This window comes from Microbacterium sp. MYb66 (assembly GCF_002979435.1).
GTDB lineage: Bacteria > Actinomycetota > Actinomycetes > Actinomycetales > Microbacteriaceae > Microbacterium.
In genome coordinates this window covers 377,412-400,159 of sequence record NZ_PCOV01000002.1, presented here as the reverse complement: position 1 = coordinate 400,159, position 22,748 = coordinate 377,412, and the positions used below count along the sequence as shown (strand labels likewise).

Annotated in this window: 21 protein-coding genes and 1 tRNA gene; 8 read left to right on the top strand and 14 right to left on the bottom strand. The window is 68.5% G+C overall.

Annotated elements, in window-relative coordinates:
• Positions 1 to 96: 96 nt before the first annotated feature.
• From CQ045_RS05770 to CQ045_RS05735, 8 genes are all read right to left on the bottom strand, one after another.
• Positions 97 to 744, bottom strand: coding sequence for a hypothetical protein (locus tag CQ045_RS05770; protein ID WP_105721716.1), 648 nt, complete (start codon positions 742 to 744; stop codon positions 97 to 99).
• Positions 741 to 1,772 carry a CPBP family intramembrane glutamic endopeptidase gene (locus CQ045_RS05765; protein WP_105721715.1) on the bottom strand — a complete coding sequence of 344 codons (1,032 nt, stop codon included), beginning with the start codon at positions 1,770 to 1,772 and terminating at the stop codon, positions 741 to 743. Before CQ045_RS05765 ends, CQ045_RS05770 begins: the two co-directional genes overlap by 4 nt.
• 76 nt (positions 1,773 to 1,848) lie before the next feature.
• Positions 1,849 to 2,289 (bottom strand): DUF3060 domain-containing protein, encoded by a 441-nt coding sequence (locus tag CQ045_RS05760; RefSeq protein ID WP_105721714.1) that lies wholly within the window; start codon positions 2,287 to 2,289, stop codon positions 1,849 to 1,851.
• Between the two features lie 34 nt (positions 2,290 to 2,323).
• Entirely contained in the window at positions 2,324 to 3,511 is a 1,188-nt protein-coding gene (locus tag CQ045_RS05755) for an OmpA family protein (protein ID WP_105721713.1), read from the bottom strand.
• Positions 3,512 to 3,623: 112 nt separating this feature from the next.
• Entirely contained in the window at positions 3,624 to 5,483 is a 1,860-nt protein-coding gene (locus CQ045_RS05750; RefSeq protein ID WP_105721712.1) for a SpaA isopeptide-forming pilin-related protein, read from the bottom strand.
• Positions 5,484 to 5,856: 373 nt separating this feature from the next.
• Positions 5,857 to 8,421, bottom strand: coding sequence for a helix-turn-helix transcriptional regulator (locus CQ045_RS05745; RefSeq protein ID WP_105721711.1), 2,565 nt, complete (start codon positions 8,419 to 8,421; stop codon positions 5,857 to 5,859).
• A gap of 499 nt (positions 8,422 to 8,920) precedes the next feature.
• The gene (gene rhaI, locus CQ045_RS05740) at positions 8,921 to 10,087 is read right to left on the bottom strand and encodes an L-rhamnose isomerase (protein ID WP_105721710.1); all 1,167 of its coding nucleotides are present in this window, start codon (positions 10,085 to 10,087) and stop codon (positions 8,921 to 8,923) included.
• On the bottom strand, positions 10,084 to 10,476 hold the full coding sequence (locus tag CQ045_RS05735) for an L-rhamnose mutarotase (RefSeq protein WP_105721709.1): 393 nt from the start codon (positions 10,474 to 10,476) through the stop codon (positions 10,084 to 10,086). Before CQ045_RS05735 ends, rhaI begins: the two co-directional genes overlap by 4 nt.
• Positions 10,477 to 10,648: 172 nt before the next feature.
• Here CQ045_RS05735 and CQ045_RS05730 point away from each other — a divergent pair, with 172 nt between their 5' ends.
• Entirely contained in the window at positions 10,649 to 11,656 is a 1,008-nt protein-coding gene (locus CQ045_RS05730) for a LacI family DNA-binding transcriptional regulator (protein WP_105721708.1), read from the top strand.
• 21 nt (positions 11,657 to 11,677) lie between these two features.
• On the opposite strand, the gene CQ045_RS05725 is transcribed toward CQ045_RS05730, so the two are convergent.
• From CQ045_RS05725 to CQ045_RS05710, 4 genes are all read right to left on the bottom strand, one after another.
• Positions 11,678 to 13,294 carry an MFS transporter gene (locus tag CQ045_RS05725; RefSeq protein WP_105721707.1) on the bottom strand — a complete coding sequence of 539 codons (1,617 nt, stop codon included), beginning with the start codon at positions 13,292 to 13,294 and terminating at the stop codon, positions 11,678 to 11,680.
• Positions 13,291 to 14,016, bottom strand: coding sequence for an ion channel (locus CQ045_RS05720; protein ID WP_258130965.1), 726 nt, complete (start codon positions 14,014 to 14,016; stop codon positions 13,291 to 13,293). The genes CQ045_RS05725 and CQ045_RS05720 overlap by 4 nt, the downstream gene beginning before the upstream one ends.
• Positions 14,013 to 15,482, bottom strand: a complete 1,470-nt coding sequence (locus tag CQ045_RS05715) for a DUF2252 domain-containing protein (RefSeq protein WP_105721705.1) — start codon at positions 15,480 to 15,482, stop codon at positions 14,013 to 14,015. Before CQ045_RS05715 ends, CQ045_RS05720 begins: the two co-directional genes overlap by 4 nt.
• A 181-nt stretch (positions 15,483 to 15,663) precedes the next feature.
• On the bottom strand, positions 15,664 to 16,374 hold the full coding sequence (locus CQ045_RS05710; RefSeq protein WP_105721704.1) for a potassium channel family protein: 711 nt from the start codon (positions 16,372 to 16,374) through the stop codon (positions 15,664 to 15,666).
• Positions 16,375 to 16,560: 186 nt separating this feature from the next.
• Here CQ045_RS05710 and CQ045_RS05705 point away from each other — a divergent pair.
• From CQ045_RS05705 to CQ045_RS05690, 4 genes are all read left to right on the top strand, one after another.
• Positions 16,561 to 16,649, top strand: a tRNA-Ser gene (locus tag CQ045_RS05705).
• A gap of 244 nt (positions 16,650 to 16,893) precedes the next feature.
• A complete protein-coding gene (locus CQ045_RS05700) occupies positions 16,894 to 17,760 on the top strand; it encodes a GyrI-like domain-containing protein (RefSeq protein ID WP_105722181.1) in 867 nt (288 codons plus the stop codon).
• Between the two features lie 90 nt (positions 17,761 to 17,850).
• Positions 17,851 to 18,486: a GyrI-like domain-containing protein gene (locus tag CQ045_RS05695; RefSeq protein WP_105721703.1), complete on the top strand. Its 636-nt coding sequence runs from the start codon at positions 17,851 to 17,853 to the stop codon at positions 18,484 to 18,486.
• 64 nt (positions 18,487 to 18,550) lie between these two features.
• Complete coding sequence (locus CQ045_RS05690) at positions 18,551 to 19,351, top strand: DUF1206 domain-containing protein (protein ID WP_105721702.1); 801 nt, start codon at positions 18,551 to 18,553, stop codon at positions 19,349 to 19,351.
• Positions 19,352 to 19,375: 24 nt separating this feature from the next.
• On the opposite strand, the gene CQ045_RS05685 is transcribed toward CQ045_RS05690, so the two are convergent.
• The gene (locus tag CQ045_RS05685) at positions 19,376 to 20,023 is read right to left on the bottom strand and encodes a LysE family translocator (RefSeq protein WP_105721701.1); all 648 of its coding nucleotides are present in this window, start codon (positions 20,021 to 20,023) and stop codon (positions 19,376 to 19,378) included.
• Positions 20,024 to 20,076: 53 nt separating this feature from the next.
• A complete protein-coding gene (locus CQ045_RS05680) occupies positions 20,077 to 20,469 on the bottom strand; it encodes a nuclear transport factor 2 family protein (RefSeq protein WP_105721700.1) in 393 nt (130 codons plus the stop codon).
• An 88-nt stretch (positions 20,470 to 20,557) separates the two neighbouring features.
• Here CQ045_RS05680 and CQ045_RS05675 point away from each other — a divergent pair, with 88 nt between their 5' ends.
• From CQ045_RS05675 to sufU, 3 genes are read left to right on the top strand one after another with little or no spacing between them, the layout of a single operon-like run.
• The gene (locus CQ045_RS05675) at positions 20,558 to 20,953 is read left to right on the top strand and encodes a helix-turn-helix domain-containing protein (RefSeq protein ID WP_105721699.1); all 396 of its coding nucleotides are present in this window, start codon (positions 20,558 to 20,560) and stop codon (positions 20,951 to 20,953) included.
• Between the two features lie 43 nt (positions 20,954 to 20,996).
• Entirely contained in the window at positions 20,997 to 22,304 is a 1,308-nt protein-coding gene (locus CQ045_RS05670) for an aminotransferase class V-fold PLP-dependent enzyme (protein ID WP_105721698.1), read from the top strand.
• Entirely contained in the window at positions 22,301 to 22,735 is a 435-nt protein-coding gene (gene sufU, locus CQ045_RS05665) for a Fe-S cluster assembly sulfur transfer protein SufU (protein WP_105721697.1), read from the top strand. Before CQ045_RS05670 ends, sufU begins: the two co-directional genes overlap by 4 nt.
• Positions 22,736 to 22,748 lie beyond the last annotated feature (13 nt).

The following is a 22,748-nucleotide window of genomic DNA, read 5'->3' as shown; positions in this document are numbered from 1 at the left end:
CTCCTCAGAATGATCGCAATATTCTGGTGACATTGCGAGCATTCTGATCCTCTGCCCCCGCGGGCGCAAGGGGCCTGCGCGGTGAGGGCGCGGGGGTCAGCGACGGGCGGAGAGGAGAAGCCCCTCGACGTTCTTCCTCACGAATCCGTATTCTTCGTACGCCTTGGCGTCTTGCTGGTTGTCAGCCACGACAGCGATGAGATCGCCGGCCCGGACGAGATCGCGCACGACCCGCGTGGCGAAGCGGCGCGCGTCCGGCGTCTTTCCGGAGAGCGATCCCAGGTAGTTGACGGTCCGATACGTCTCCCGTGGGGGCGCGAACAGAAGCTCGAAATCAGCGACCACGGAGTCGACGGATGTGGCGGCGAGGAGGAGGGCCGAAACGGCGAAGAGGTAGAGGCAGAGCAGCAGGATGTAGATGCCGCCGAGCACCCATCCGCCCACCAGGGTGACGGCGACCCCGAGCGCACCGCCGAGGGTCAGGCGCCACGAGGGGTTTCGATCGAGGATCAGGATGGTGCGTCGGTCGTCGTCGAGGAAGAGCGTCTTCCGGGAGGCGTAGGGCAGCGCTCCGAGGAAGAGCAGCGGCCAACTGAAGAGCGCGAGCGGGTAGACCCACCAGCGCGGTCCGGTGTGTCGCGGACGCACGAGTCCGGCGAGGATGCTGACCGACAGGATCCACACGGCCCAGGGGAAGAGCCAGAATCGGAAGCTGCCGGGGGTTGACGGGTCTGCGGTGTTCATGAGTCACCTTTCTCCGTGGTCGTGGTCGTGGTCGTGGTCGTGGTCGTGTAGTCGGATGGCCGATAGATTCGCTGCACTCCGCTGCGGCGGAACCACCAGATCAGCACCGCGACCAGGAGCGCCATCACGGCGAGCATCCACATTCCGGAGAACTGGCTTTCGGCCGTGATCGTCGTCGAGAAGGCGGCAGGCTCAGCGAAGAGGAACGACTGGACGAAAGCGCTGATGTTGAAGACGGCATGGACGGCGATCGCTGCTTCGAGGCCGCCCGTGAACCAGACCACGACCCAGAGCAGCACGCCGAAGACCATGTAGTAGAGCATCAAGCCCGGCAGAAGATTTCCATGCAGGAGTGCGAAGACGAGAGAGCTGCTCAGGGCACTGACCAGGAGTCCCGCAAAAGGCGAGCGGAACCAGGAAGCGACCGACCGGGCGATGATGCCCCGGGTGAAGTACTCCTCGGCGGCCGCTTGGAACGGGACGAGGACCACGGCGCCGACCGCGCCCACGATCGCCGGAACGGACAGGTCCGGCGCGATCGGGGTGCGAGACACCAGGGCTTGGACGAAGGCGGTGAGTGCGAGCACGACCGTGGAGATCAGCGCGGCCCGCAGAGCCAGCGACCATCGGAAACGCCCCGCCACGGAGTGGAGCCATCGTCCGTCGATCCGGAAGACCGCGCGTTGGATCGGGAAGAGCAGCGGCAGGGTCAGCGCGACGCTCAGGAGGAGCACGATGGTGCTGAGTGGCGTACCCCACTGTTCCCACACGCGCGGAGGGAGGATACCGGGCAAGAGAAACAGGGGGACGAGAACGATCGACCCCACGACGAAGTAGTCCGCCAGTGCGAGCGCGATGGCGAATGCTCCCCGACGCGTGCGTGCCTGGGGACCGCGGAGAAAACGGATGTAGCCCGTCCCTGCGGGAGGCAGCTCGGCGGCTTCCTCCCGCAGGAATGTCTCCTCGGCAGAGACAACCGGGGGAACGGGTGATGCGGACGAGGCGGGGAAGTCGGGGATACCGGTCATGACAGGGTCCTGAGGCTGGGGGTTGGAGCCGGTGATCTGCGGAGACCGTCACCGCGAGCCGGTGACGGTCTCCGCCTCAGCCGTGTGTGAGCACGTTTGCGGTGCCGGTGTCTTCGATCTGAGTGCCGGAGCCTGCCCAGGTGACGACGTTGGTGGATCCGCTGACGGTGAGGGTGCCGAGGTCCTCGGCGTAGACGACGTTGCCGGTGCCGGAGACGGTGAGCGTCTCCACGTCATCGACGATCACGACACCGCCGGTGAGCTCGAGGTCCACCACGTCGCAATCGCCCTCGATGCGGAGGACCACACCCATCTGCGTGATCGGCTTCGTCGGGCAGGACACGATCGTCGCCCCCTCCATCGCAGCCTCCCGGAGTTCTGCAAGGTCGCCGCTCTGCTCTGTTGCGGCAGAGGGGGCGTCGGAGGTCGGAGGGGCGCCGGCTTCGCTGCATCCGCTGAGTACGGTGACCAGGACGAGGGCGGCGAGGGGGAGCGCGGTGAGTGTCGACTTTCGCATGTTCTTCTCGATTCGTTTGAGTGTGGCTGGGGTATCAGACGGCGGGGATGAAGATCTCGACGCGGCGGTTGAGCTGGCGTCCGGCGGGGTTGTCCACGCCGTCGATCTCGTTGGGGGCGACGGGGCGGCTCTCGCCGAAGCCCTCCGCGGTGAACACCGTCGGGACGTCACGCTCCATCAGATCGGCGGCGACGGAGTCGGCCCGGTCCTGGGAGAGGCTCTCGTTCTCGGTGTCGGAGCCGATCGCGTCGGTGTGTCCCGAGATGGTCGCCGACGTCACACCGAGCTTCGTGAGGACGGCAGCCACGGAGTCCAGAGTCGTGGCCGCGTCGGCGCGGATGTCGCTCTTGTTGAAGTCGAACAGCACGCCGTCTTCGAACGTGAGGGTCGTGCCGCAGGACTCCATCGGCGCGAGTGCCGCGAGCGGAGGGAACACACCGAGCTTCGGGACCGGCGGCAACGGGTCGACCTTCACCGGCTTGCTGTTGACCGCACCGGTGCCGTCACCCAAGTTCTCGATGACGAGGTCGCCGTCCACATATCTTCCGGAGCCGTTGCCGAAGTTCTCGATCGACACGGAGCCATTCGTGTACGTGCCGATGCCGTCGCCGCTGTTCTTGATCGACTTCTTGTCGTCGGCGTACGTGCCGCCGCCGTTGCCCCATATCTCCACGGACGTCGTCGCGTCCGCGTAGGTCCCCGATCCATCACCGAGGTTCAGAATCGTCACGGTCCCGTCGCTGTACATCCCAGCGCCGTCGCCGGTGTTCACGATCGTGACGCCGTTGATGGTGGAAGCGCCGCCGCCGTCTCCGAAGTTCTGCTTGGTGCCGTCCGGCCCCGTGTAGCTGCCGGACCCGTCGCCGTAGAGGAACGTGGAATTGCTGTTCACGACCGCGCCGGTCTCATCGCACGACGCGGGCGTGGCCGTGACGCCGGGGATGTCCCCGAGGTCGTCGTTGAACTCGATCGCGAAGGCGTTGGCCGAATCGTCGAGCAGCGAGAGATCGGGGAGGACGAAGAGCGGAACCGGCGGGAACTCGCCGACGTCGTAGCCGGGTACCGTCGCAAGGCCGCTGTCCTTGTCGGACTTGGCGGACGGACTCGGTTTCGTCGATGCACCCGAAGTGGCGGCGGATTCCGCAGCACACCCGGTGAGGGCGATCGCCGCGACGAGGCCGAGGGCGAAGCCGCGGCGTCGGAGGGGAGTGCGTCGGGTCATTTTCTGTCTCGCTTTCGTGGGGAGTCGGGGTCCTGAGAGCCAGGGGCCGATACGGAAGATGAGGCGGCTCGAAGCTGCGGCTGGGGCGGAGCACCGCCCCAGCCGCATGTCGTCACAGCTCTTCGCTGGAGGCGGCGGCCCGTGACGCGCGGCGTCGTCCGACGATGACCGCTGTCCCACCTGTGAGCAGCAGAGCGAGCGCGATGAGCGCAGATGCGGCACCGAACTCACCACCGGTGATCGCCAGTCCGGCGGGCGGCGTCGGCGTGGGCGGCGTGGGCGGCGTCGGAGCCGGAGGCGTGGGCGTGGGCGGCGCGGGCGGCGTCGGCGTCGGGGTGTTGACGATGCTGCCGAAGGTGGCGGAAGCGTGATCCCGATCGATCGTCGCGGTGAAGGTCGCGGACGTGCGGTCGTATCCTGTCGGGGCTTTCGTCTCGGCGAGCGTGTATTCGCCCGCCGGCAGGTTCGTCACCGAGAGGGAACCAGCGGCCGGGTCTTCGTCGGCCTCGCCGTTGTCGATCACGGTCATCTCGCCGTTCGGGGTGGTCAGCGACCACTCGGAACCGGCGAGTGCGGCGGCATCGGGTCCGACCTTCGTCCAGGACAGGCTGCCGACCACGGGGGCGGCATCGGCGTGATTGGTGAGGACGAGCGCGATTCCATCGGCGCTCTCGGGGGTCACCTCGTAGGTACCGTTCGCCTCGCGCGTCACCCCGGTGCCGGAGAGCTCCCACGTTCCCCACTCGACGCCGTCGACGACGGGAAGATCGATCTCCTCGATCACGAAGGTGGAGCCCAACGGGAAGCGGTCGCTCCGGACGGGCTTGCCCACCGACAGGGACATCGTCTTCGCGGGGGTCGTCGCCCCCTCCATGTTGTACCGCACGGTGAAGACGGCACCGCGCACGGCATCCGCCTCGTCGCCGGTGATCGCCTTCGTCAGGGTGAAGCGCGTGTACTGGTCGCCGCTGCCGTCGCCGCCACCGGACTCGGTGACCGTGAACGTGCTGCTGGTCTCGGTGGAGTTCACCCTGGCGGTGTTGCCGAAGACGTCGCCGTTCAACACCATCCCGTCGGCCTGGGTGTCGTAGTGCAGTCGATACGTGAATCCCGAGGCGGGAAGGTCGTGGGCGGTGAACTCGAACGAGCGTCCGTCCTTTGCGAAGGCCGTGTCGAAGTACTCGCTGCCGACAGCGCTCCAGTCGCCGACGAGCTTGCCGTTCTCGACGGGGTGCTGGTCGAGCCGCACCGTGCCCGTGTAGTGGTGGTACTCGCTGGACATGTCGAGCTGGTCCGCGATCGTGAAGCCGCCGTCGGCGACGTAGCTGCTGGGAATGCCGATCGTCCACTCGATCACGCCGTCCGTCGCGGTCGCCGTGCCGTACTTGAACGGCTCAGTGGGCTCGGAGGTGTCTTCGTCGATGATCCCGCCCTCGCCGGGGAGGTCGACGACCACGATGGTGTTGCCCGTGTCGAACTCGACGGTCTCACTGTCGGTGGTGCCCGAGGCGGTCCCCTCCATCCAGAACGTTCCTCCGACGTTCTCGAGGCTGTCGACTGCCGCCGTGAGTGTGCAGACCAGATCGGGGCCGTGTCCGTCGGCGACCTGACAGGTGGCCAGGACCTCTCCGGTCTCATCGTCGGGGAGGTCGAAGGAGCCGGCGGCGTAGCGCTGGAACTCCTTCGGCAGCGTCATTCCGAACGTCTGACCTGCGACGGCCCTGTCCGGGACGGCCCAGGTGCCGGAGATCTTGACGGTGTCCCACTGGGTCAGTGGGCCGGAGCTGCCGTCGGCGGCCTCGAGAACGAGATCGTCGATGGCCCCCGGATAGGTCACGGTGGGCGCTGCGGATGCGCCGGTGGCGCTTCCGATCACGCCGATGACCGCGAGGATCAGTGCGATCGCCATGGCCAGGAACCGGTTGCCCCGCAGGGCACCCCGATCCGGAGCGGCGGCGGAGGTGGTCGTCATGGTGTGTCCTTAAACGTGCGCGAGGCACAGTCGATTCGGGTGGGAGCACAGACGGGGAAGGGTGACTTCACATCCGTCGAATGCCGCAGTCGCGCACCCCGGAAAGCCCAGCAGAGGTGCGGACGAGGCTGCAGAAGGCGTCCGAGAATGGACCGTGATTCCCCAGTCGATCGCCAGATGACTCTTCTGCGCCGTGCATTCGCCCGGTCATATGCGATTTACACGCTAGGCAACGCGGCGAGCGCGAACGGGCGGGATCGGAGAGCTTCCGTAGTCGATCGAGGTCACACCGTACGTCGATGGGTGGTGTGCAGTGGCGCGGTTCCGCCCGTGCGGTGGTGGTGGGCGCGACAGGCGCCGGCGGCCGCGGTGGTCAGGCGACCCCGGGGGAGCTGACGTCGATCGCGTGCCTGCTGCTGACGCCGAGTTTGCGCATGATCCGATGCATGTGGCTCTCGACCGTTCGCACGCTCAGCACGAGGCGGGTGGCGATCTCCTGGTTGGAGTATCCGCCGGAGGCGAGGGCCGCGACCTCGCGCTCGCGCTCGGTGAGGAGCACGGCGCTGGAGGAGAATCGTCCGACGTCGAACGCCACCGCGCCGTGGCGACGGCGGATGGACTCGATGCGCTGAGCCGCTCGTTCCACGCTCGCCGTGTCCTGGAGTCGCTCGGCGAGCGCGGTGAGCTGCAGATACGCGCTGAGGGCGAGACCGACCCGATGCGTCCTCTCGAACTCCTGTCCCGCCTGTTCTATGCCTTCGACGTCGTCGGCGAAAACTGCCTCGAAGAACGCTGCCTGCGTGTGGAGGATGGTCGGCTCCTCGATCGACCGGAGGTGCGCACGGATCGCTGCGAGACGGGATTCCGTCGGCTCGATCTCCACGGCGCCGAGGAGCCCCATCAGCGCGCCGAAGTGCGCCTGCCGCTCCCAGAGTCGCTCCGACGACTCCCAGAACAGATCCGCGGCCTCCGAGGTGCGCCCGTTGAACAGGAGCAGCTGTGCGTGCCCCCAGGCGCTGGACTGGCCGGGGAGCGGACCGTCGGGCACTCCCAGCTGATCGACCTCGGCGACCAGACGCTCGCCCGTCGCCACCTGGCCGCGGCGGATCGCTGTCAGCGCGCCCACCGAGAGGAGCGCCAGCTGATAGCCCGCGGGGAACGGGGTCGGCTCTCCCGCGGCCGACACGCTGTCGATGAGCTCGTCGAGTTCGTGGATGTTGCCCGAATAGACGTGACACAGGAGAGCGGCGGCGCCGAACGAGCGGACCCCCTCGATGTCGAGGTTGCTGTGCGCTTCGCCGAATCCGCGGTTCACGATCTCGAGCGCAGAGGGTTGTTCGGCCATGCCGAGGAATGCGATGGCCTGGAGCACCCGCGCCGTCGTCGACGGGGGACCGATGCGTTCGAGGTCGGCGTAGACGCGCTGCGCATCGGAGAATCGGGCGGCGCTCACCAGGATCAGCAGCTGCGTCTGCAGCAGCTCGATCTTCACCGCATCCGGCATCTCGTCGGAGACCTCCAGCCGATCGGAGAAGCCCTCGGGCACGCCTCGGAGGTTCACCTCGATCTCGACTTCCGCGGCGTCGAGCAGCCCGACATGCGCATCGAGTCCCTCGCGGGCGTCGCGCAGGTCCCGTACGGCGGCGTCCACCTCATGATCGACGTAGGCGGACCAGCGAGCGCGCAGCGCGGCCAGCTGCGCCCGGTCGGAGGCATCCCCGGCATCCGCATCGGTCTCCGCCAGGACGCGGCGGACCGTCTCCCTGACCCCCGGGGTGAAGGTCTGGCGCAGCGCCATGATGTAGCGGACGGCGTTCTCCGGGGTGCGCGCGGCCTCCCACTCCGTCGCGGTCACGAGGCGCATGGCCCGTGCCCGTTCGTGGAGAAGCCGCACGAAGAGCGCTTCTCCTTCCGCGCCGACCGCGTGACGCCTGTCCGGTTCCCCGAGTACCGCCGTCACAGGGTCGTCGGTGCCGAGGCGCTCGATGATGAGCTGCGTGAGTCGCATTCTCCGCGCGCTCAGTGCCTCGTGTCGGAAGAACTCGACGAGCAGCGGTGGGACCACGGTGATGAGCTGGGATTGCCCGCTCTCCACGAACGCGACCATCGAGCGCTCCTCGAGGAGTTCCAGGGTCTCCCATTCGACGAGCTTGCGGATGGTGTCGACGGACGCGAGTCCGACGAGGGCGATGATCTCCAGTGCGTCGCGCGCGGCGGCATCGAGATTCTCGAGGTATCCCTCGACCACGGTCCGCAGCGCCGGACTCCAGAGGTCCCGGGAAGCGACCCACTCGCCGCCGGCGCGCCTGACCAGCTGGCCCTCCCGGGTGGCCGAGTCGATCATGCTCACGGCGAGTCCGATGTTCCCACCCGACTTCGCGTAGATCCGGCTCATCGTCGTCGACTCGATCGGTGCCTTGAGGTACGCGCTCAGCGCTTTCTCCATGTCCTCGAAGCGCAGCGGACTCATGTCGATGAAGTACGGGGACTCGAGCGACGAGCCGGGGCGGCCGCCTGTGGCATTGCGGGCGCGCGGCCCGTCGAGTCGGGACACCACCAGGGCCACGCCCGCCGTCAGCCCGACGGACACGGCGACGCCCCACGACGACTCGTCCAGGTCGTCCCAGTCGTCGAGGAAAAGCGCCGAGCGTGCGTGCAGCAGCGTCTTGCGCAGCGCTTCCGCCGTCTCGTGGAGACCGCCCGCAGGGCGGGTGCCGCCGCCGATGCCCGCCAGATGCAACGCGGCGAGAGGATGCTGCCGCAGTGAGGCGATGCCCCGCACCGACACGACCGTCCATCCGCTCTCGTCCAGACGCGAGCGGAGCGCGTTCAAGAAGGCCGTGCGACCGCTTCCCCTGCCGCCGACGATCTCCACGCTGATCCCCGCCTGCACCAGTTCGACCGCACGATCCAGACTCTGCTTGCGTCCCACGATCATGGGTGATCGCTTTCTCACGAATCGGCACCGTTGCTAGCGAACCTAGTCCTCGGGACCGCGTTCGTGAAGGGGGATGGCGGCGCGGCCTCGTTGGTCACCATGGGTTCGTGCACGACGTCCTCTCTGCAGATCTCCGTGACGAAGCCCCAACGCCTGGCAGGGGTAGGCGTTGGGGCTTCGGAGGCGGGGAGGCCTCCGCGCGAGGAAGCGGGGTGCTCCCTCGCGATCGCACCGGAGCGTGCGACCCTGCCGAATCGAAGTTCGATCGGCAGTTCGTGGGTGTCCACCGCGCCTGATGAGGCACGCTCTGATCATCAGGTGACGGTGGACGTGACCACGGTAGGGGCGCAGAGGCGTCGTTATCGGACAGTGGTAGGAACGTCAGTAGTCGGGCCCGGTCGTTGCGTAGCGACGACGGGCTGCTCGGTGCTCGGGTGTGCCGAGCTTCTCGAAGTGATGCGTCGTGCGGACGGATTCCGTCGCAGGCGACGCGGTGACCTCAGGCGCCCCAGCCGGCCTGCACGCCGCCCACCCGCTCGGCGGCGATCTTCTGCTGGTAGCCGGATGCGGCGTAGGCGGCCATCGGGTCGGCGGCGAGTCCGCGCGACTCGCGCCACTCGGCCAGCGCCGGACGGACGTCGGTGTAGAAAGCGTCCATGAAGACGGCATTGGCAGCGAGCACGTCGCCGGACTTCTGCGCGGCGGTGAGCGCATCGTGGTTGACGAGCAGTGCGCGTGCGGTCATCTCCTGCACGTTGAGCACCGAGCGGATCTGGCCGGGGATCTTGTCCTCGACGTTGTGGCACTGGTCGAGCATGAACGCCACGTCGGGGTTGTTCAGACCGCCACCGCGGATGACCTCGAAGAGGATGCGGAACAGCTGGAAGGGATCGGCGGCGCCGACGATCAGGTCGTCGTCGGCGTAGAAACGGGAGTTGAAGTCGAAGGAGCCGAGCTTGCCGAGCCGCAGCAGCTGCATCACGATGAACTCGATGTTCGTGCCGGGGGCGTGATGCCCCGTGTCGAGGCAGACCATGGCCTTGTCGCCGAGGGAGCTGACCTGCGCGTAGGACGTGCCCCAGTCGGGGACATCGGTGTGGTAGAAAGCCGGCTCGAAGAACTTGTACTCGAGCACGAGGCGCTGGTCGTCGCCGAGGCGCGCGTAGATCTTCTGCAGCGACTCCTGCAGGCGGTCCTGACGGCCGCGGAGGTCTGCCTGTCCCGGATAGTTGGAGCCCTCGGCCAACCAGATCTTCAGGTCGCGGCTCCCCGTCGCGTCCATCACGTCGATGCAGGCGAGGTGGTGGTCGATCGCCTTGCGGCGGATCGCCGCGTCCTCATGCGTGAGCGCACCGAACTTGTAGTCGTCGTCCTGGAAGGTGTTCGAGTTGATGGTGCCGAGCGTCACGCCCAGGTCTTCCGCATGCTTGCGCAGGTCGTCGTACGAGTCGACCAGATCCCACGGGATGTGCAGGGCGACCGACGGGGCGAGGGCGGTGTAGGCGTTCACCTGTGCAGCATCCGCGATCTTCTCGTACGGGTCGCGCGGGGTGCCGGGTGTGCCGAACACCTTGAACCGCGTGCCGGAGTTGCCGAACGCCCAGCTGGGCAACTCGATGCTCTGCTTCTCCAGGGCGGCGAGGGTGTCGGAAGAGAGGATGCTCACGATGAACTGCTTTCGTTGTCGTTGTCGTTGTCGTCGTCGGGGGTGGAGCCCTCGCCGGAGTCGGCGAGCTGGTCTTCGAGATGGAACACCTCGGTGAGGGGCGTCGCGGCCTGATCCGGGCGTCCGTCGAGGCCGAGGAAGAACCGGCTCATCTCGGCCTCCCAGCGGGCGGCGATGGGGGAAGCCGCGAGGTAGGCCTGAGCGGCGGCATCGTCGTCGGTCTCGTAGTAGCCGATGAGGGTTCCGCCCTCGCCGAGGAACAGCGAGTAGTTGCGTCGCCCGGCCCGGGCGATCTCGGCGAGCATCTCGGGCCGGACCGGGGAGTGCCTGGCGAGGTACTCGTCGAGGAGTTCGGGCCGAACCTGCAATCGAAAGCCGACGCGCGTCATTCGGGCTCCTCTGCCGGGTGGTGACGGGTGAGATCTGAATCGTTTCAACTCACATGCTAGGCGGATCCTCCGGCACGCGTCAACCCGTATCGAGGGGTCGTCGGCGGGCCGCTGCGGTCTGGGCCGGTGCCGTACACTCTCGGACAGCATCCGGAAGCGGCGAGGAGCAGCAGTGGCAGTGAGTGTGCGTGACGTCGCGGCAGCAGCAGGGGTGTCGGTCGGCACGGTGTCGAACGTCCTGAACCAGCCGGACAAGGTCGCGGCGGCGACCGTGCAGCGGGTGCAGGCGGTGATCGCCGAGCTCGGGTTCGTGAGGAACGACGCCGCGCGGCAGCTTCGGGCCGGACGCAGCCGCAGCATCGGACTCGTCGTCCCCGACGCCGGCAACCCGTTCTTCGCCGACGTGGCTCGAGGGGCGGAGGCCCGCGCTGACGACGACCTGCTGTCCGTGCTCCTCGGCAACAGCGACGAGGACCCGGTTCGGGAGGACAACTACCTCGACCTGTTCCGCGAGCAGCGGGTGAACGGGGTTCTCATCACCCCGGCATCCGACGATGTCGACAAGCTGGTGCGCGTGCAGTCGGCGGGGATCCCGGTGGTCCTCGTGGACCACGAGGTCGCGGGATCCGCGTTCTGCTCGGTCTCGGTCGACGACGTCGAAGGAGGCTTTCTCGCCGCGCAGCATCTCCTGCAGATCGGGCGGCGGCGCCTGGTCTTCGTCGGCGGCCCCGGTTCCATCACGCAGGTCGCCCACCGTCTCGAAGGCGCTCGACGTGCGGTCGACGAAGTGCCGGGAGCGACGCTCGAGGTGATCCGGATGCCTGCCCTCACCGTGCTGCACGGCAGGGCGGCGGGCGAGGAGATCGCCGCCCGGGAGGGGGCGGATCGGCCGGACGCGATCTTCGCCGCGAACGACCTCCTGGCGGTGGGGCTGCTGCAGGCGCTGACGATGTTCCGCACGCTGCGCGTACCGGAGGACATCGCACTGGTCGGGTACGACGACATCGACTTCGCGACGGCCACGGTCGTGCCGCTCACTTCGATACGCCAGCCGGCGCAGCTGATCGGACGGACGGCGGTCGAACTGCTGCTGCGGTCGATCCGTGATCCGGACGGCGACTACGACCGTCGCGTGCGGTTCCGCCCCGAGCTGGTCGTGCGGCAGTCCACCGTGGGCTGAGCTCTCGACCGGACGCTGTCATCAGGTCGTGGTCGTCTCGCTGTGCCGTCTGCGCATCTCGTTCGCGCTCGGTATCCCCTTCGAGAAGAAGAGGGACAGCAGGCTGATGAGGATCAGTCCGAAGAATGCGATGCGCAGGGACGACAGCTGCGAGTCGCGGTAGATCGCCGAGAGGGCGTCGGCGTCGGCGTCTTCCAAACCGGCATCCTCCGCGATCGCGACCACGTCGGCTGCCGGCACGATGGTGACTCCGTGTTCGGTGGCGCTGGCCACCGCCGTCTTCGTGGCGTCGGGCAGATCGCTCGCCGCGACAGCCGACGCGAACGACGTGGACAGGGCGCCGATGAGGATCGAGCCGATGAGCGCCGTCCCCAGCGATGAGCCGAGGTTCTGGAAGACCCCCTGCAGACCGCCGACCTCGCTCGTCTCCTTCTCCGTCACGCTCGACATGTTCACGTTCCCGAGCTGAGAGGCGAGCAGACCGAGGGCCGACCCGGCGAGGAACATCCCGGCGGCGAAGAGCCCGCTGCGCAGGTCACTGGTGGCGGAGCCGAGCAGGATCACGGCGCTGCCGACGAGGATCAGCTGGCCGATCCGCACGATGGTCCGCGGGGAGAAGCGGCGCGAAAGCCGGGTGCCGACGATCGAGAACAGCACGAGGGCGATGGACAGCGGGAAGATTCGGATGCCGGTCTCCAGCGCGTCGAGGCCGAGCGTCATCTGCAGGTACACCGGCACCATGAAGAACAGGCCGGCGGTCACCGCGTACTGCGCTCCGAGCACCGACAGTCCGCTGCGGAGGGAGGAGATGGAGAACATGCCGACATGCACGAGCGGCGAACGATCCAGGCGTTCGAGGACACGCTGCCGAGAGAGGAACAGGGCGAGGAGCACGACTCCGAGGACCATGAACCAGGCGGCGGGGGAGATGCCGAGCGGTGCGATGACGACCCCGCCGATCTCCGGCGGATTCAACGGCAGGACCCATCCCCAGGTCTTGCTCTGCAGCATCCCGAACACCACCGACACGAGTCCGACCGACGAGAGTGCGACGCTGACGACGTCGATGCGCACGCTCTGCCTCGGCGTCGGATCCGTGATGATCCGCGCGCACAGCACCACGCCGATCATGATGAAGACCTCGGCGACGAACACGTAGCGCCAGTCGAAGTAGGTCGTGACGAAGCCGCCGATCAGCGGTCCCGCCGCGACCGCCGCGCCGGAGACCGCGCCGATGATGGCGAAGGCGGTGATGCGCTCGCGGCCGCGATAGTTGTCCGCGACGAGGGCGGCGATGGCCGGGATGACGAGAACGGCACCGAGGCCCTCGATGACCGACCAGCCCAGGAAGAGGAAGCGCACATCGGGACTCAGAGCTGTGATCAGCGAGCCGGCGGCGTACACGCATGATCCGATCACGAAGGCCCTGCGGCGCCCCCAGACATCGCCGAGCTTCGCGCCCAGCAGCATGAACGCCGCCATGGTGAGGGTGTAGAACGTGATCGCGCCCTGCATCGCGGCGACAGTGGTGTCGAGATCGGAGACCACCGTCGAGATCGACACGTTCATCACGGTGCCGTCCAGCACCATCACGAACTGGGCGGACCCGAGGACGGCGATGACGCCCCATCTCTTCACGATGACTCCTTCGGTGACGCAGCCGGAGCGGCGGCGGGGCCGGCGCCGCGCATGATGCGGGCGACGGCGGTGATGAGGAACAGCTGGCCTGTGATCGCCTCCGCGACCGCGACCGCCTGCGGGATCGCATCCACCGGGACGAGGTTGCCGTAGCCCGTCGTCGTGAGCGTGGTGAACGAGAAGAAGAGCTGGTTGGCGAGTGAGTCGCCGTCGGGGCCGTCGAACATCGGCTCGGGCACGACGAGGGAGATCAGGTTGAAGACGAAGGTGAAGAACAGGCCGACGAGCACATAGGCGGTGACGGCCGCGAGCAGGGCCTCGAGATTGAGGCCCCGGCGCTTCACCTGATGGCCGATGATGGCGACGGGCGCGGCGAGAAGGGCCGTCATCGATGCCGCGGAGAAGAGGATGTCGAGCACGTGGCCGCTCGCGCCGAGGAGCGCCGCGACGATCGTGGCGATGCCGGCGACGGACAGGATCACCCATGCCACGTGCTGGACCATCGCCGGGGCCCCCGTGACTCGGAACACGACGGCGACGGTCACGAGGATCACCAGGAATGCCCAGGGACTCGGGTTCGTCTCGCGTTGCGCGGCGCACAGCCCGTAGGAGACGACGAGCAGAGCGAGGATGATCGCGTACCCGGACACCCCGCCGAGGAGTGCAGGGGAGGAGCGGGCGTGGTTCGTCGTCGTCGCATGGCCTGCGGACTCCTGGCTCACGTCTCCCGCTCCCCGGAGCTCATGGTCGGCAGCCGGCCACCCGCGAGCGCGGCCCGGAAGGTCGCGAAGTCCTGCTCGTTCTGCTCGGCGTACGTGTCGGCGAAGGCGCAGATCGCCTCCTCGAACGCACGGCCTCGACCGAGATAGCCGGCGATCTCGACACGATCCCCGCTACGGGCGTGGCCGCGGGCGAGCGTCTCCCCGCAGATACGCGCGTAGAGGGCGGCACCCCGGGGCGTCATCGTGTCCGGGTCGATACCACCTTTCCAATCATGGAGTTGGCGCACGTAGAAGTCGCGTGTGACACCGTCGGCGCCGGTCACCTGATGCCAGCCCAGGAAGATGTCGCTGGCTGCCTGCATCATCCGCTGCCCCCGCACGACGCGCTCCCCCTCGCTGCGGTGCGAGCCCGCGCCGAGGAATCGTTCGAAGACAGACGGCTGGGCGGTCTTCGCCTGCAGCAGCAGGGGGTCGCTGTCATCTCGACCGCTCAGGAGGATGACCCAGGCGCGCGTGCCGACGCTGCCGATCCCGCCGACCGTCCTGGCCATGTGCCGATACCGGTACTCGGAGAGCGGATGCCGTTCCTCGCGCAGTGTGGTCCGGTAGGCGGAGAGGAGCTCGCGCATGATGCTCACCTCGTCCCGCAGCAGGCCGGGCTCCGGCAGAAGGTCTTCGACCGGGGTGACCAGCGGGGGATTCGCGATGATCCGCAACTGCCCGTCGACGATCTCGACGAGCTTCGCGAACGACCGCATCCGGTCGCGCTTGCGGGCTTTCTTCACGACGGCGTCCAGCCGCGCGACCGTGTCGTCGTCGGCCCGCCGCCGATCCCGTTCTGCGCGGATCCGCCGACGCGCGTCCTCGGCGTCGAAGCGGTCGTACCAGGCGTCCAGGACGTGGGCATCCGCTGCATGCCGCATGGCGCTGCGGTACCCGGCGACCGATGCGCGGACGCTGGTGTCGATCTCGTCCTCGGAGAAGCCGCGATGCCGCCCGGCCACCGCGAAACTCGTCGCGAGGCGTTTCAGGTCCCATTCGAACGGGCCGGGGAACGTCTCGTCGAAGTCGTTCATGTCGAAGATCAGCCGACGCTCCGGGGTGCCGAACAGGCCGAAGTTCGACAGGTGGGCGTCGCCGCACAACTGCACCGTGACGCCGGTGTGCGGTGCGGTCGCGAGGTCCGACGCCATGAGCAGCGCCGCTCCGCGGAAGAACGCGAACGGCGAGGTCGACATCCGCTCGTATCGCAGGGGCACGATGTCGCGGTCCCGAGTGGCGGCCTGCCCCTCCAGGAGCGTCACCGGGTCGGCGCGATGCGCGCCGGGGCGCCATGGACCCTGCCGCGATCGGGGTGCCCGGACGCGGGCGTCCCGGCCGCGGCTTCGCCGGGTGACGAACTCCGGCGCGACGGCATCCGGAGCTGCGAGCTCATCTCTCTCGTCTGGGAATCCGTGTCCCGCCATGTCGACCTCGCACTCCCGTCCGTCGACGGCGCGGGAGCCGGAGGGCCGGAGGGGTCTCCGGGCCGGGTGCGGGCGGCGTCGCACCGCTCATCGTGACAGTTCGCGGCGAGATCGCGGGAGGGGCGTCACCCTTTTCGGGCGAGGTGTCCGACGGGCGGCCCGAACACCGCGCCCCGGCCGTTCAGGCAGCGGTGGGTGTGCTCCGCTTCGCGCTCGCGCCCCGCATGATGCGGGCGACCGCGGTGATCAGGAAGAGCTGGCCGGTGATCCCCTCCGCGATGGCGATCGCCTGACCGCCGGCGCCGACCGGCACCAGGTTGCCGTAGCCGGTCGTGGTCAGCGCCGTGAACGAGAAGAACAGCTGGTTGCCGAGCGAGTCGAGGCTCTCTTCGCCGAACATCGGTGACGGAGAGATCTGGGAGATCAGGTTGTACACGAACGCGAAGAACATCCCGACGAGGATGTAGGCGGTCGCCGCCGCCAGCAGCGCCTCCAGATCCAGGCCGCGCCGGGTGACCTGATGAGCGATGATCGCCCAGGGCGCGACCAGCAGGGCGATCATCGAGGCCGCGGAGAGCGGGATGGCCAGCACCGGGCCGTCGACGCCGAACGCCGTCGCGATGACGGCAGCCGCTCCCGCGACCGAGAGCACGACCCAGGACACGCGCTGGACCAGGCGCCGGGCCCTGGTCACGTGGAACACGATCGCGACGGTGGCGAGCATGGCGAGGAAAGCCCATGGGCTCGGGTCGGTGCTCGGCTGGATGGCGCACAGGCCGTACGAGACGATGAGCAGCCCGAGGACGATCGCGTAGCCGATGCCGTGATCGTCCCACCGGCGGCCGGATGAGGGAGCCGCGTGCTCCGGAGTCGCCGTCTCTGTCCCGGGCATGCTCGCTCCTCTTCCGCGCTGGACGGGCGAAGCCCGCGATGTGCGGTCAGTATCCCAGCGTCGGTCCGCATCGCCTGCCAGCCGCGGTGCGCGTCGGTCAGAAGAGGGTCCTGGGCGCTGGTTCGTCACCGCTCGCCCGACCCGTTATGATGGCTAGGTGCATCCGTGCTTTCGGGTCGGATGCCTGGAGACGTCGCATAGTCCGGCCGAGTGCACCACCCTGCTAAGGTGGAGTCCCCTCACGGGGACCAGGGGTTCAAATCCCCTCGTCTCCGCAGAGTCTCAGACATTGGAACCCCCGTCAGGCGAAAGCCCGCCGGGGGTTCTTTCGTCGTGTCGGAGGTCGCGCCGGCCACTCGTCCGGGCCCGGGGCGACGCTCTGCTCCGTCGACGCGAGATCTGCAGCGCGAATGCCGGCCGCCGTCCGACCGATCGCATCCGTCTGATCGATCGCATCCGGCCAGAATGATCGGGTGCCCGCCGCGGGGGGCGGACACGATGGTGGGAAAGGAGGATCTCATGATCGGCACGCTCAACGCCCTGGTCGACCTGGTCGACGCCACCGACTCCACGGAGGAGATCGACGTCGCCGGGTTCGCACGCGAGCGCGGCACCACCGAGTATCACCTGCGCCGGATGTTCTCGGCGCTGGCGGGGATGCCGCTTTCGGAATACGTGCGGCGTCGTCGGATGACGCTCGCGGGAGCCGAGCTCGCCGCGGGTGCCTCGAACCTGCTCGATGTGGCCGTGCGCCACGGGTACGGTTCGGTCGAAGCGTTCGCTCGCGCATTCCGTGCCGTGCACGGACTGAGCCCGGCCGATGCGCGCCGAGAAGGCGGTCCTCTCCGTACACAACCCACGCTCCGGTTCCGCCTGAGCGTCGAAGGGAGCACCCCGATGGATGTCACCATCACCCACCTGCCCGCACTCGTCCTCGTCGGCCACGCCGCTGAGGTGCCGCTGATCCACGAGGGCGTCAACCCGCACATCCAGGCCCACATCGCTGCGATCCCGCCGGAGGAGCATGTGCGACTCAAGGAACTCGGCGATGCCGAGCCGTCGGGCATCCTCGCTGTCACGGCGGATGTCGAGCCCGATGCCCCGGAGGGCAGCCTCCTCACCTACCTGCACGGTGTCGCGCTGCAGGCCGGGACCCCGGTGCCCGACGGTCTCGACGCGCTCCGGCTGGACGACGGGGCGTGGGCGGTCTTCGCCGCCCGCGGTCCGTTCCCCGCGACGCTGCAGAACCTGTGGGCGGCCACGGCGACGGAGTGGTTCCCGTCGAACCCCTGGCGGTTGCGGCCCGGACCCTCCATCGTGCGCTACCTCGAGTTCACGGGCGACTTCGCGTCGTGCGAGCTCTGGCTGCCCGTCGAGCAGGGCTGAGGCTCTCATCGGTCCGGCCGGCGCATCCGGCGGCCGGACCGATGTCCGCACTCCATGCGACACTGGGGCCACGATCCAGGGAGGCACGTCATGGCGGCGATCGACCCCAAGAAGACACTCGGCGCGTACCGGGCGAAGCGGGGCGAGTTCCGCATCCTCGAGGTGCCGCCGATGCCGTATCTGATGATCGACGGCGAGGGAGACCCGAACACCTCTCCTGCCTACCGGGATGCCGTCTCGGCGCTGTTCCCGGTGGCCTACGCGCTGAAGTTCGCGAGCCGGAAAGACCTCGGCATCGACACCGTGGTGATGCCGCTCGAAGGTCTCTGGCATGCGCCCGACATGGAGTCCTTCACCTCGCGGCGCGACAAGTCGGCCTGGCTGTGGACGATGATGATCATGGTCGGCGACCACGTCACCGCGCCGATGTTCACCGAGGCCGTGGAGATCGTCGCGCAGAAGGCGGCGAAGAAGAAGGAGCCGATTCCGTCCCTGGACGCCGTGCGGCTGGAGACCCTCGACGAGGGCACCTGCGTGCAGACGCTGCATGTCGGTCCCTTCGACGAGGAAGGACCGGTGCTCGACGACCTGCACCACCGCTTCATCCCCGAGCACGGACTCCAGATGCGGGGCCTGCACCACGAGATCTACCTGAGCGACATGCGACGCACCGACCCGTCGAAGCTGCGCACCATCCTCCGTCAGCCGGTCGCGCCGCGCGCCTGACCGGCGGACGCCGGGAAATCAAGCCCCTCTGCGCGTTCCGGCGAGACGGATACGCTTCATCGATATGAACACGGTCAAGCACGCCGCACGCGTCGCCCAGAGATCGTCGGCCTTCCGTCGGGTCGCCCGCGTCGGTTTCGTCGTTCTCGGCCTGATCCACGTCATCATCGGGTCGATCGCGATCTCCATCGCGGCCGGCGCCTCCGGCGATGCCGATCAGGACGGCGCGATGGAGCAGCTCCGACAGAATCCCGTCGGAGGGCTGCTGCTCGTGCTCGTCGCCGCCGGTCTGATCGCGCTGGCCGTGTGGCAGATCGCGAGTGCGTTCCTCGCCGCCGACCCCGCGGAGACGAAGAAGTGGGGTCAGCGCGTCAAGCTGTTCGGCATCGCGCTCGCCTACCTCGTGGTCGCGGGTATGGCCCTGATCTACGCCCTGGGCGGCGACGCCGAGTCCGAGGAGGCATCGAAGACGTTGAGCGCCGTCGTGCTCGCGGCTCCCGGCGGCGTCGCGATTCTCGTCGTCATCGGCCTCTCCGTGGTCGGCGTCGGCGTGGGATTCGTCGTCGGCGGCTTCACACGCGGCTTTGAGAAGCTGCTCGATCTGCCCTCGGGCGTCGCACGCGGCGGCATCGTGACGCTCGGCGTGATCGGGTACCTCGGCAAGGGCATCGCGGTGGCGGTGACCGGTGTGCTCTTCGTGGTGGCTGCGGTGACGCAGGACCCGGAGAAGGGGGCAGGACTGGATGCCGCGCTGCACAGCCTTCTGGAGCTGCCGCTGGGCGGTCTCGTCCTCGGTGCGGTCGGCGCGGGCTTCGCGGTCTACGGCGTCTTCTGCATCGCTCGGGCGCGCTTCGCACGCATGTGAACGGTGCGAGGCGCGGTCAGGCGGTCACGTCGTCGCGGGCTTCTCGCTCCACACCAGAAGGAATGCTCCGAGCCCGATCATCAGCGCCCCGCCCGTCGCGCCCATCCCCTCGAGGCGGCGCGGAGATCGGCCGAACCAGTCGCGGGCGGCGCTCGCGAGCAGAACCCACACGGCATCGCAGGCGACGCCGATCGTCACGACGATGGCGCCCAGAACGAAGAGCTGGAGCGCCACCGACCCGGCGTGCAGGTCGACGAACTGCGGCAGGATCGCGAGGAAGAAGGCGATCGACTTCGGATTCGTGACGCCGACGACGAAACCCTCGATCAGCAGGCGCGGTCCGGAGCGCCTCACCGGCGGGGCGGCGATGGCGCGGGCGGCATCCTTCCGATGTCGGATGGCCTGGATGCCGAGGAAGATCAGGTACCCGGCTCCCAGTACCTTCACGATCGTGAACAGCACGACGGACTGGGCGATGACCGTGCCGACGCCGAGCGCGACCGCCACGACCAGGACGATCGAACCGACGGCGGTGCCGAGGATGCTGAGGAACCCGCCCATACGGCCCAGAGCCATCGCGCGCCCGATCGTGAACAGCACGGTCGGGCCGGGGATCGCGACCATGATGAAGGCCGCGACCACGAAGGTCGCGAGGGTCTCGGCGCTGAACATGGTGCGAGCCTAGGGGTGCACGAGCCGCGGCGCGAGCACCCCTGGACGCACTGTCAGACCTGACCCCAGAAGCGGTCCTCCGCGTCCTGGTCTTCGCTCATGAGCCAGACCTCCGCGATCCGGCCGTCGACGACACGGAAGACATCGACACCGTGCTGATCGAGGTCGTCGTGACCTGCCCGCTGTGCGCGGAACCGCACGGTCGCCGACACGAGGTCGCCGCTCTCGGTGGCCGAGTCGGTCTCGAGCACGAACGTTCCTCCGCTCAGCGTCATGAACCGACCGAGGTGGGCGAGGATCGCGTGGAGTCCGACGTGGTCTCCCGACACCTGGTTCGCGCCGGGCTGGTGCCATACGGCATCCGGCTGGAAGGTCGCGGCAAGCGCCTCGATGTCTCCTGCGGCCATGGCCGCACCGTACTGTCCTACGACGTCGATCGCCGACATGATGCTCCTCCTCGATGGGTCTGTACTGTGGGCATCCAGCGTCTCGATCAGGGCGTGGTTACTTCAACGTCACCGGGAGGAGCGGCGCATGTCGACGGAGTGGACGGTCTTCTCGGCCCGATGCCCTTCCCGGGCTTCCCTCGCGCGGATCGCGAACAAGTGGACGGCGATGATCGTCGTTCTCCTGCACGAGGAGCCCTTGCGCTTCGGCGAGCTGCACCACCGGGTCGACGGCATCGCGAAGAAGGTCCTCGTCGACACCCTCCGCGCGCTGGAGCGGGACGGGATGGTGGACCGCGCGACGGATGCGGACGGGCACTCCCGCTACCGGCTCACCCCGCTCGGCCGCACGCTGCACGAGCCGCTCCAGGCGCTGCAGGTCTGGGCGGAGTCGCATGTCGAGGACGTGCGGCTCGCGCAGGATCGCTACGACGAAGAGGCCGACCGCCGCACGCTCGACCCGCTCCTGAGTGACGGACGCTGACGGACTGCGCCCTCCCGCCCCTCGCAGGTGGGAAACTGGAACGATGAGCGTTTCTCCTGGAGTCGACGTGCTCGCCCCGCTGAACGAAGCCGAGGTGCGGCGCATCCGCGGGGACTTCCCGATCCTCGCCGCGCAGGTGCACGGTCACCCGCTCGTCTACCTGGATTCCGGCGCGACGTCTCAGCGTCCGATCGCCGTGCTGGATGCCGAACGCGACTTCGCGACCTCCATGAACTCCGCCGTGCACCGCGGCGCGCACACGCTCGCCGCCGAGGCGACGGAGCTGTTCGAGGATGCCAGGGCGGCCGTCGCCCGCTTCGTGGGCGCCGATGACGACGAGATCGTCTGGACCTCGAACGCCACCGAGGCGATCAACCTCGTCGCCTACTCGCTGTCGAACGCCTCGCTCGGGCGCGGGGGAGCAGCCGCAGAGCGACTTCGTCTCCGCGAGGGCGACGAGATCGTGACCACCGAGATGGAGCACCACGCGAACCTCATCCCGTGGCAGGAGCTCGCGGCCCGCACCGGCGCGACCCTGAAGGTCATCCCCCTCGACGACGAAGGAGCGCTGCGGCTCGACGTCGCCGCGGATCTCATCACCGCGCGGACGAAGCTCGTCGCTTTCACCCACGTCTCCAACGTGCTCGGCGTCATCAACCCGGTCGACACCCTGGTCGCGCTCGCCCGCGGAGTCGGCGCGCTGACGCTGCTCGACGCCTGCCAGTCGGCACCGCACCTGCCGCTCGACGTCCGCGCGCTCGACGTCGACTTCGCTGTGCTGTCCGGGCACAAGATGCTCGGCCCCACCGGCATCGGTGCCCTCTACGGCCGCCGCGACGTGCTCGCCGCGATGCCCCCGTTCCTGACCGGGGGGTCGATGATCACGACGGTCACCACGACCGAGGCCGAGTACCTCCCGCCGCCGCAGCGCTTCGAGGCCGGGACCCAGCGGGTATCCCAGGCGATCGCGCTCGCCGCGGCAGTGGGCTACCTGACCGAGGTGGGCATGCCCCGCATCGCGGCGCACGAGGCCGCGTTCGGCCGGCGCCTCGTCGACGGGCTGAGTGCGATCGACGGCGTCCGCGTGCTCGGCGCCGGGATCGACCTGCCTCGGGTCGGACTCGCGAGCTTCGACGTCGCCGGCATCCACTCCCACGATGTGGGGCAGTTCCTCGACGACCTGGGCATCGCGGTGCGCGTCGGCCACCACTGCGCCCAGCCCCTGCACCGGCGTCTCGGTGTGACCTCCTCGACCAGGGCGAGCACCTACCTGTACACGACCGATGCCGAGGTGGATGCCGTGATCGAAGGCGTCGCCGGTGCCATCGACTTCTTCCGGAGGGGCGCATGAGCGACCTGCAGAACCTGTATCAAGAGTTGATCCTGGACCACTCGCGCACCCCGCACGGCTACGGGTTGCGGGAGGAGATCGCGGCGCAGTCGCACCAGCTGAACCCGACATGCGGAGACGAGATCACCCTGCAGGTGCATCGGGATGCGGACGGCAGTGTCGAGGCGATCGCGTGGGAGGGTCACGGGTGCGCGATCTCCCAGGCGTCGGCGTCGCTGCTCGCCGAGCTCGCCGAGGGGCTCACGGTCGAGGATCTCGAGGTCCGGATCGCGGCCTTCCGCGAAGCGATGCGCTCCCGCGGGAAGATCGAGCCCGATGAGGAGCTGCTCGGCGACGCCGCCGCACTCGGCGGGGTGTCGAAGTACGTCGCACGCGTCAAGTGCGCCATGCTCGCCTGGGTCGCAGCGGAAGACGCGCTCACCCGCAGCTGAGAGGCAGGATGGA

Excerpts from the sequence above, each read along its gene's own strand:
- CQ045_RS05770 (WP_105721716.1), bottom strand. The coding sequence starts at position 744 with ATGAACACCGCAGACCCGTCAACCCCCGGCAGCTTCCGATTCTGGCTC.
- CQ045_RS05765 (WP_105721715.1), bottom strand. The coding sequence starts at position 1,772 with ATGACCGGTATCCCCGACTTCCCCGCCTCGTCCGCATCACCCGTTCCC.
- CQ045_RS05760 (WP_105721714.1), bottom strand. The coding sequence starts at position 2,289 with ATGCGAAAGTCGACACTCACCGCGCTCCCCCTCGCCGCCCTCGTCCTG.
- CQ045_RS05755 (WP_105721713.1), bottom strand. The coding sequence starts at position 3,511 with ATGACCCGACGCACTCCCCTCCGACGCCGCGGCTTCGCCCTCGGCCTC.
- CQ045_RS05750 (WP_105721712.1), bottom strand. The coding sequence starts at position 5,483 with ATGACGACCACCTCCGCCGCCGCTCCGGATCGGGGTGCCCTGCGGGGC.
- CQ045_RS05745 (WP_105721711.1), bottom strand. The coding sequence starts at position 8,421 with ATGATCGTGGGACGCAAGCAGAGTCTGGATCGTGCGGTCGAACTGGTG.
- CQ045_RS05735 (WP_105721709.1), bottom strand. The coding sequence starts at position 10,476 with ATGACGCGCGTCGGCTTTCGATTGCAGGTTCGGCCCGAACTCCTCGAC.
- CQ045_RS05715 (WP_105721705.1), bottom strand. The coding sequence starts at position 15,482 with ATGGCGGGACACGGATTCCCAGACGAGAGAGATGAGCTCGCAGCTCCG.
- CQ045_RS05710 (WP_105721704.1), bottom strand. The coding sequence starts at position 16,374 with ATGCCCGGGACAGAGACGGCGACTCCGGAGCACGCGGCTCCCTCATCC.
- CQ045_RS05700 (WP_105722181.1), top strand. The coding sequence starts at position 16,894 with ATGATCGGCACGCTCAACGCCCTGGTCGACCTGGTCGACGCCACCGAC.
- CQ045_RS05695 (WP_105721703.1), top strand. The coding sequence starts at position 17,851 with ATGGCGGCGATCGACCCCAAGAAGACACTCGGCGCGTACCGGGCGAAG.
- CQ045_RS05690 (WP_105721702.1), top strand. The coding sequence starts at position 18,551 with ATGAACACGGTCAAGCACGCCGCACGCGTCGCCCAGAGATCGTCGGCC.
- CQ045_RS05685 (WP_105721701.1), bottom strand. The coding sequence starts at position 20,023 with ATGTTCAGCGCCGAGACCCTCGCGACCTTCGTGGTCGCGGCCTTCATC.
- CQ045_RS05680 (WP_105721700.1), bottom strand. The coding sequence starts at position 20,469 with ATGTCGGCGATCGACGTCGTAGGACAGTACGGTGCGGCCATGGCCGCA.
- CQ045_RS05675 (WP_105721699.1), top strand. The coding sequence starts at position 20,558 with ATGTCGACGGAGTGGACGGTCTTCTCGGCCCGATGCCCTTCCCGGGCT.
- CQ045_RS05670 (WP_105721698.1), top strand. The coding sequence starts at position 20,997 with ATGAGCGTTTCTCCTGGAGTCGACGTGCTCGCCCCGCTGAACGAAGCC.
- sufU (WP_105721697.1), top strand. The coding sequence starts at position 22,301 with ATGAGCGACCTGCAGAACCTGTATCAAGAGTTGATCCTGGACCACTCG.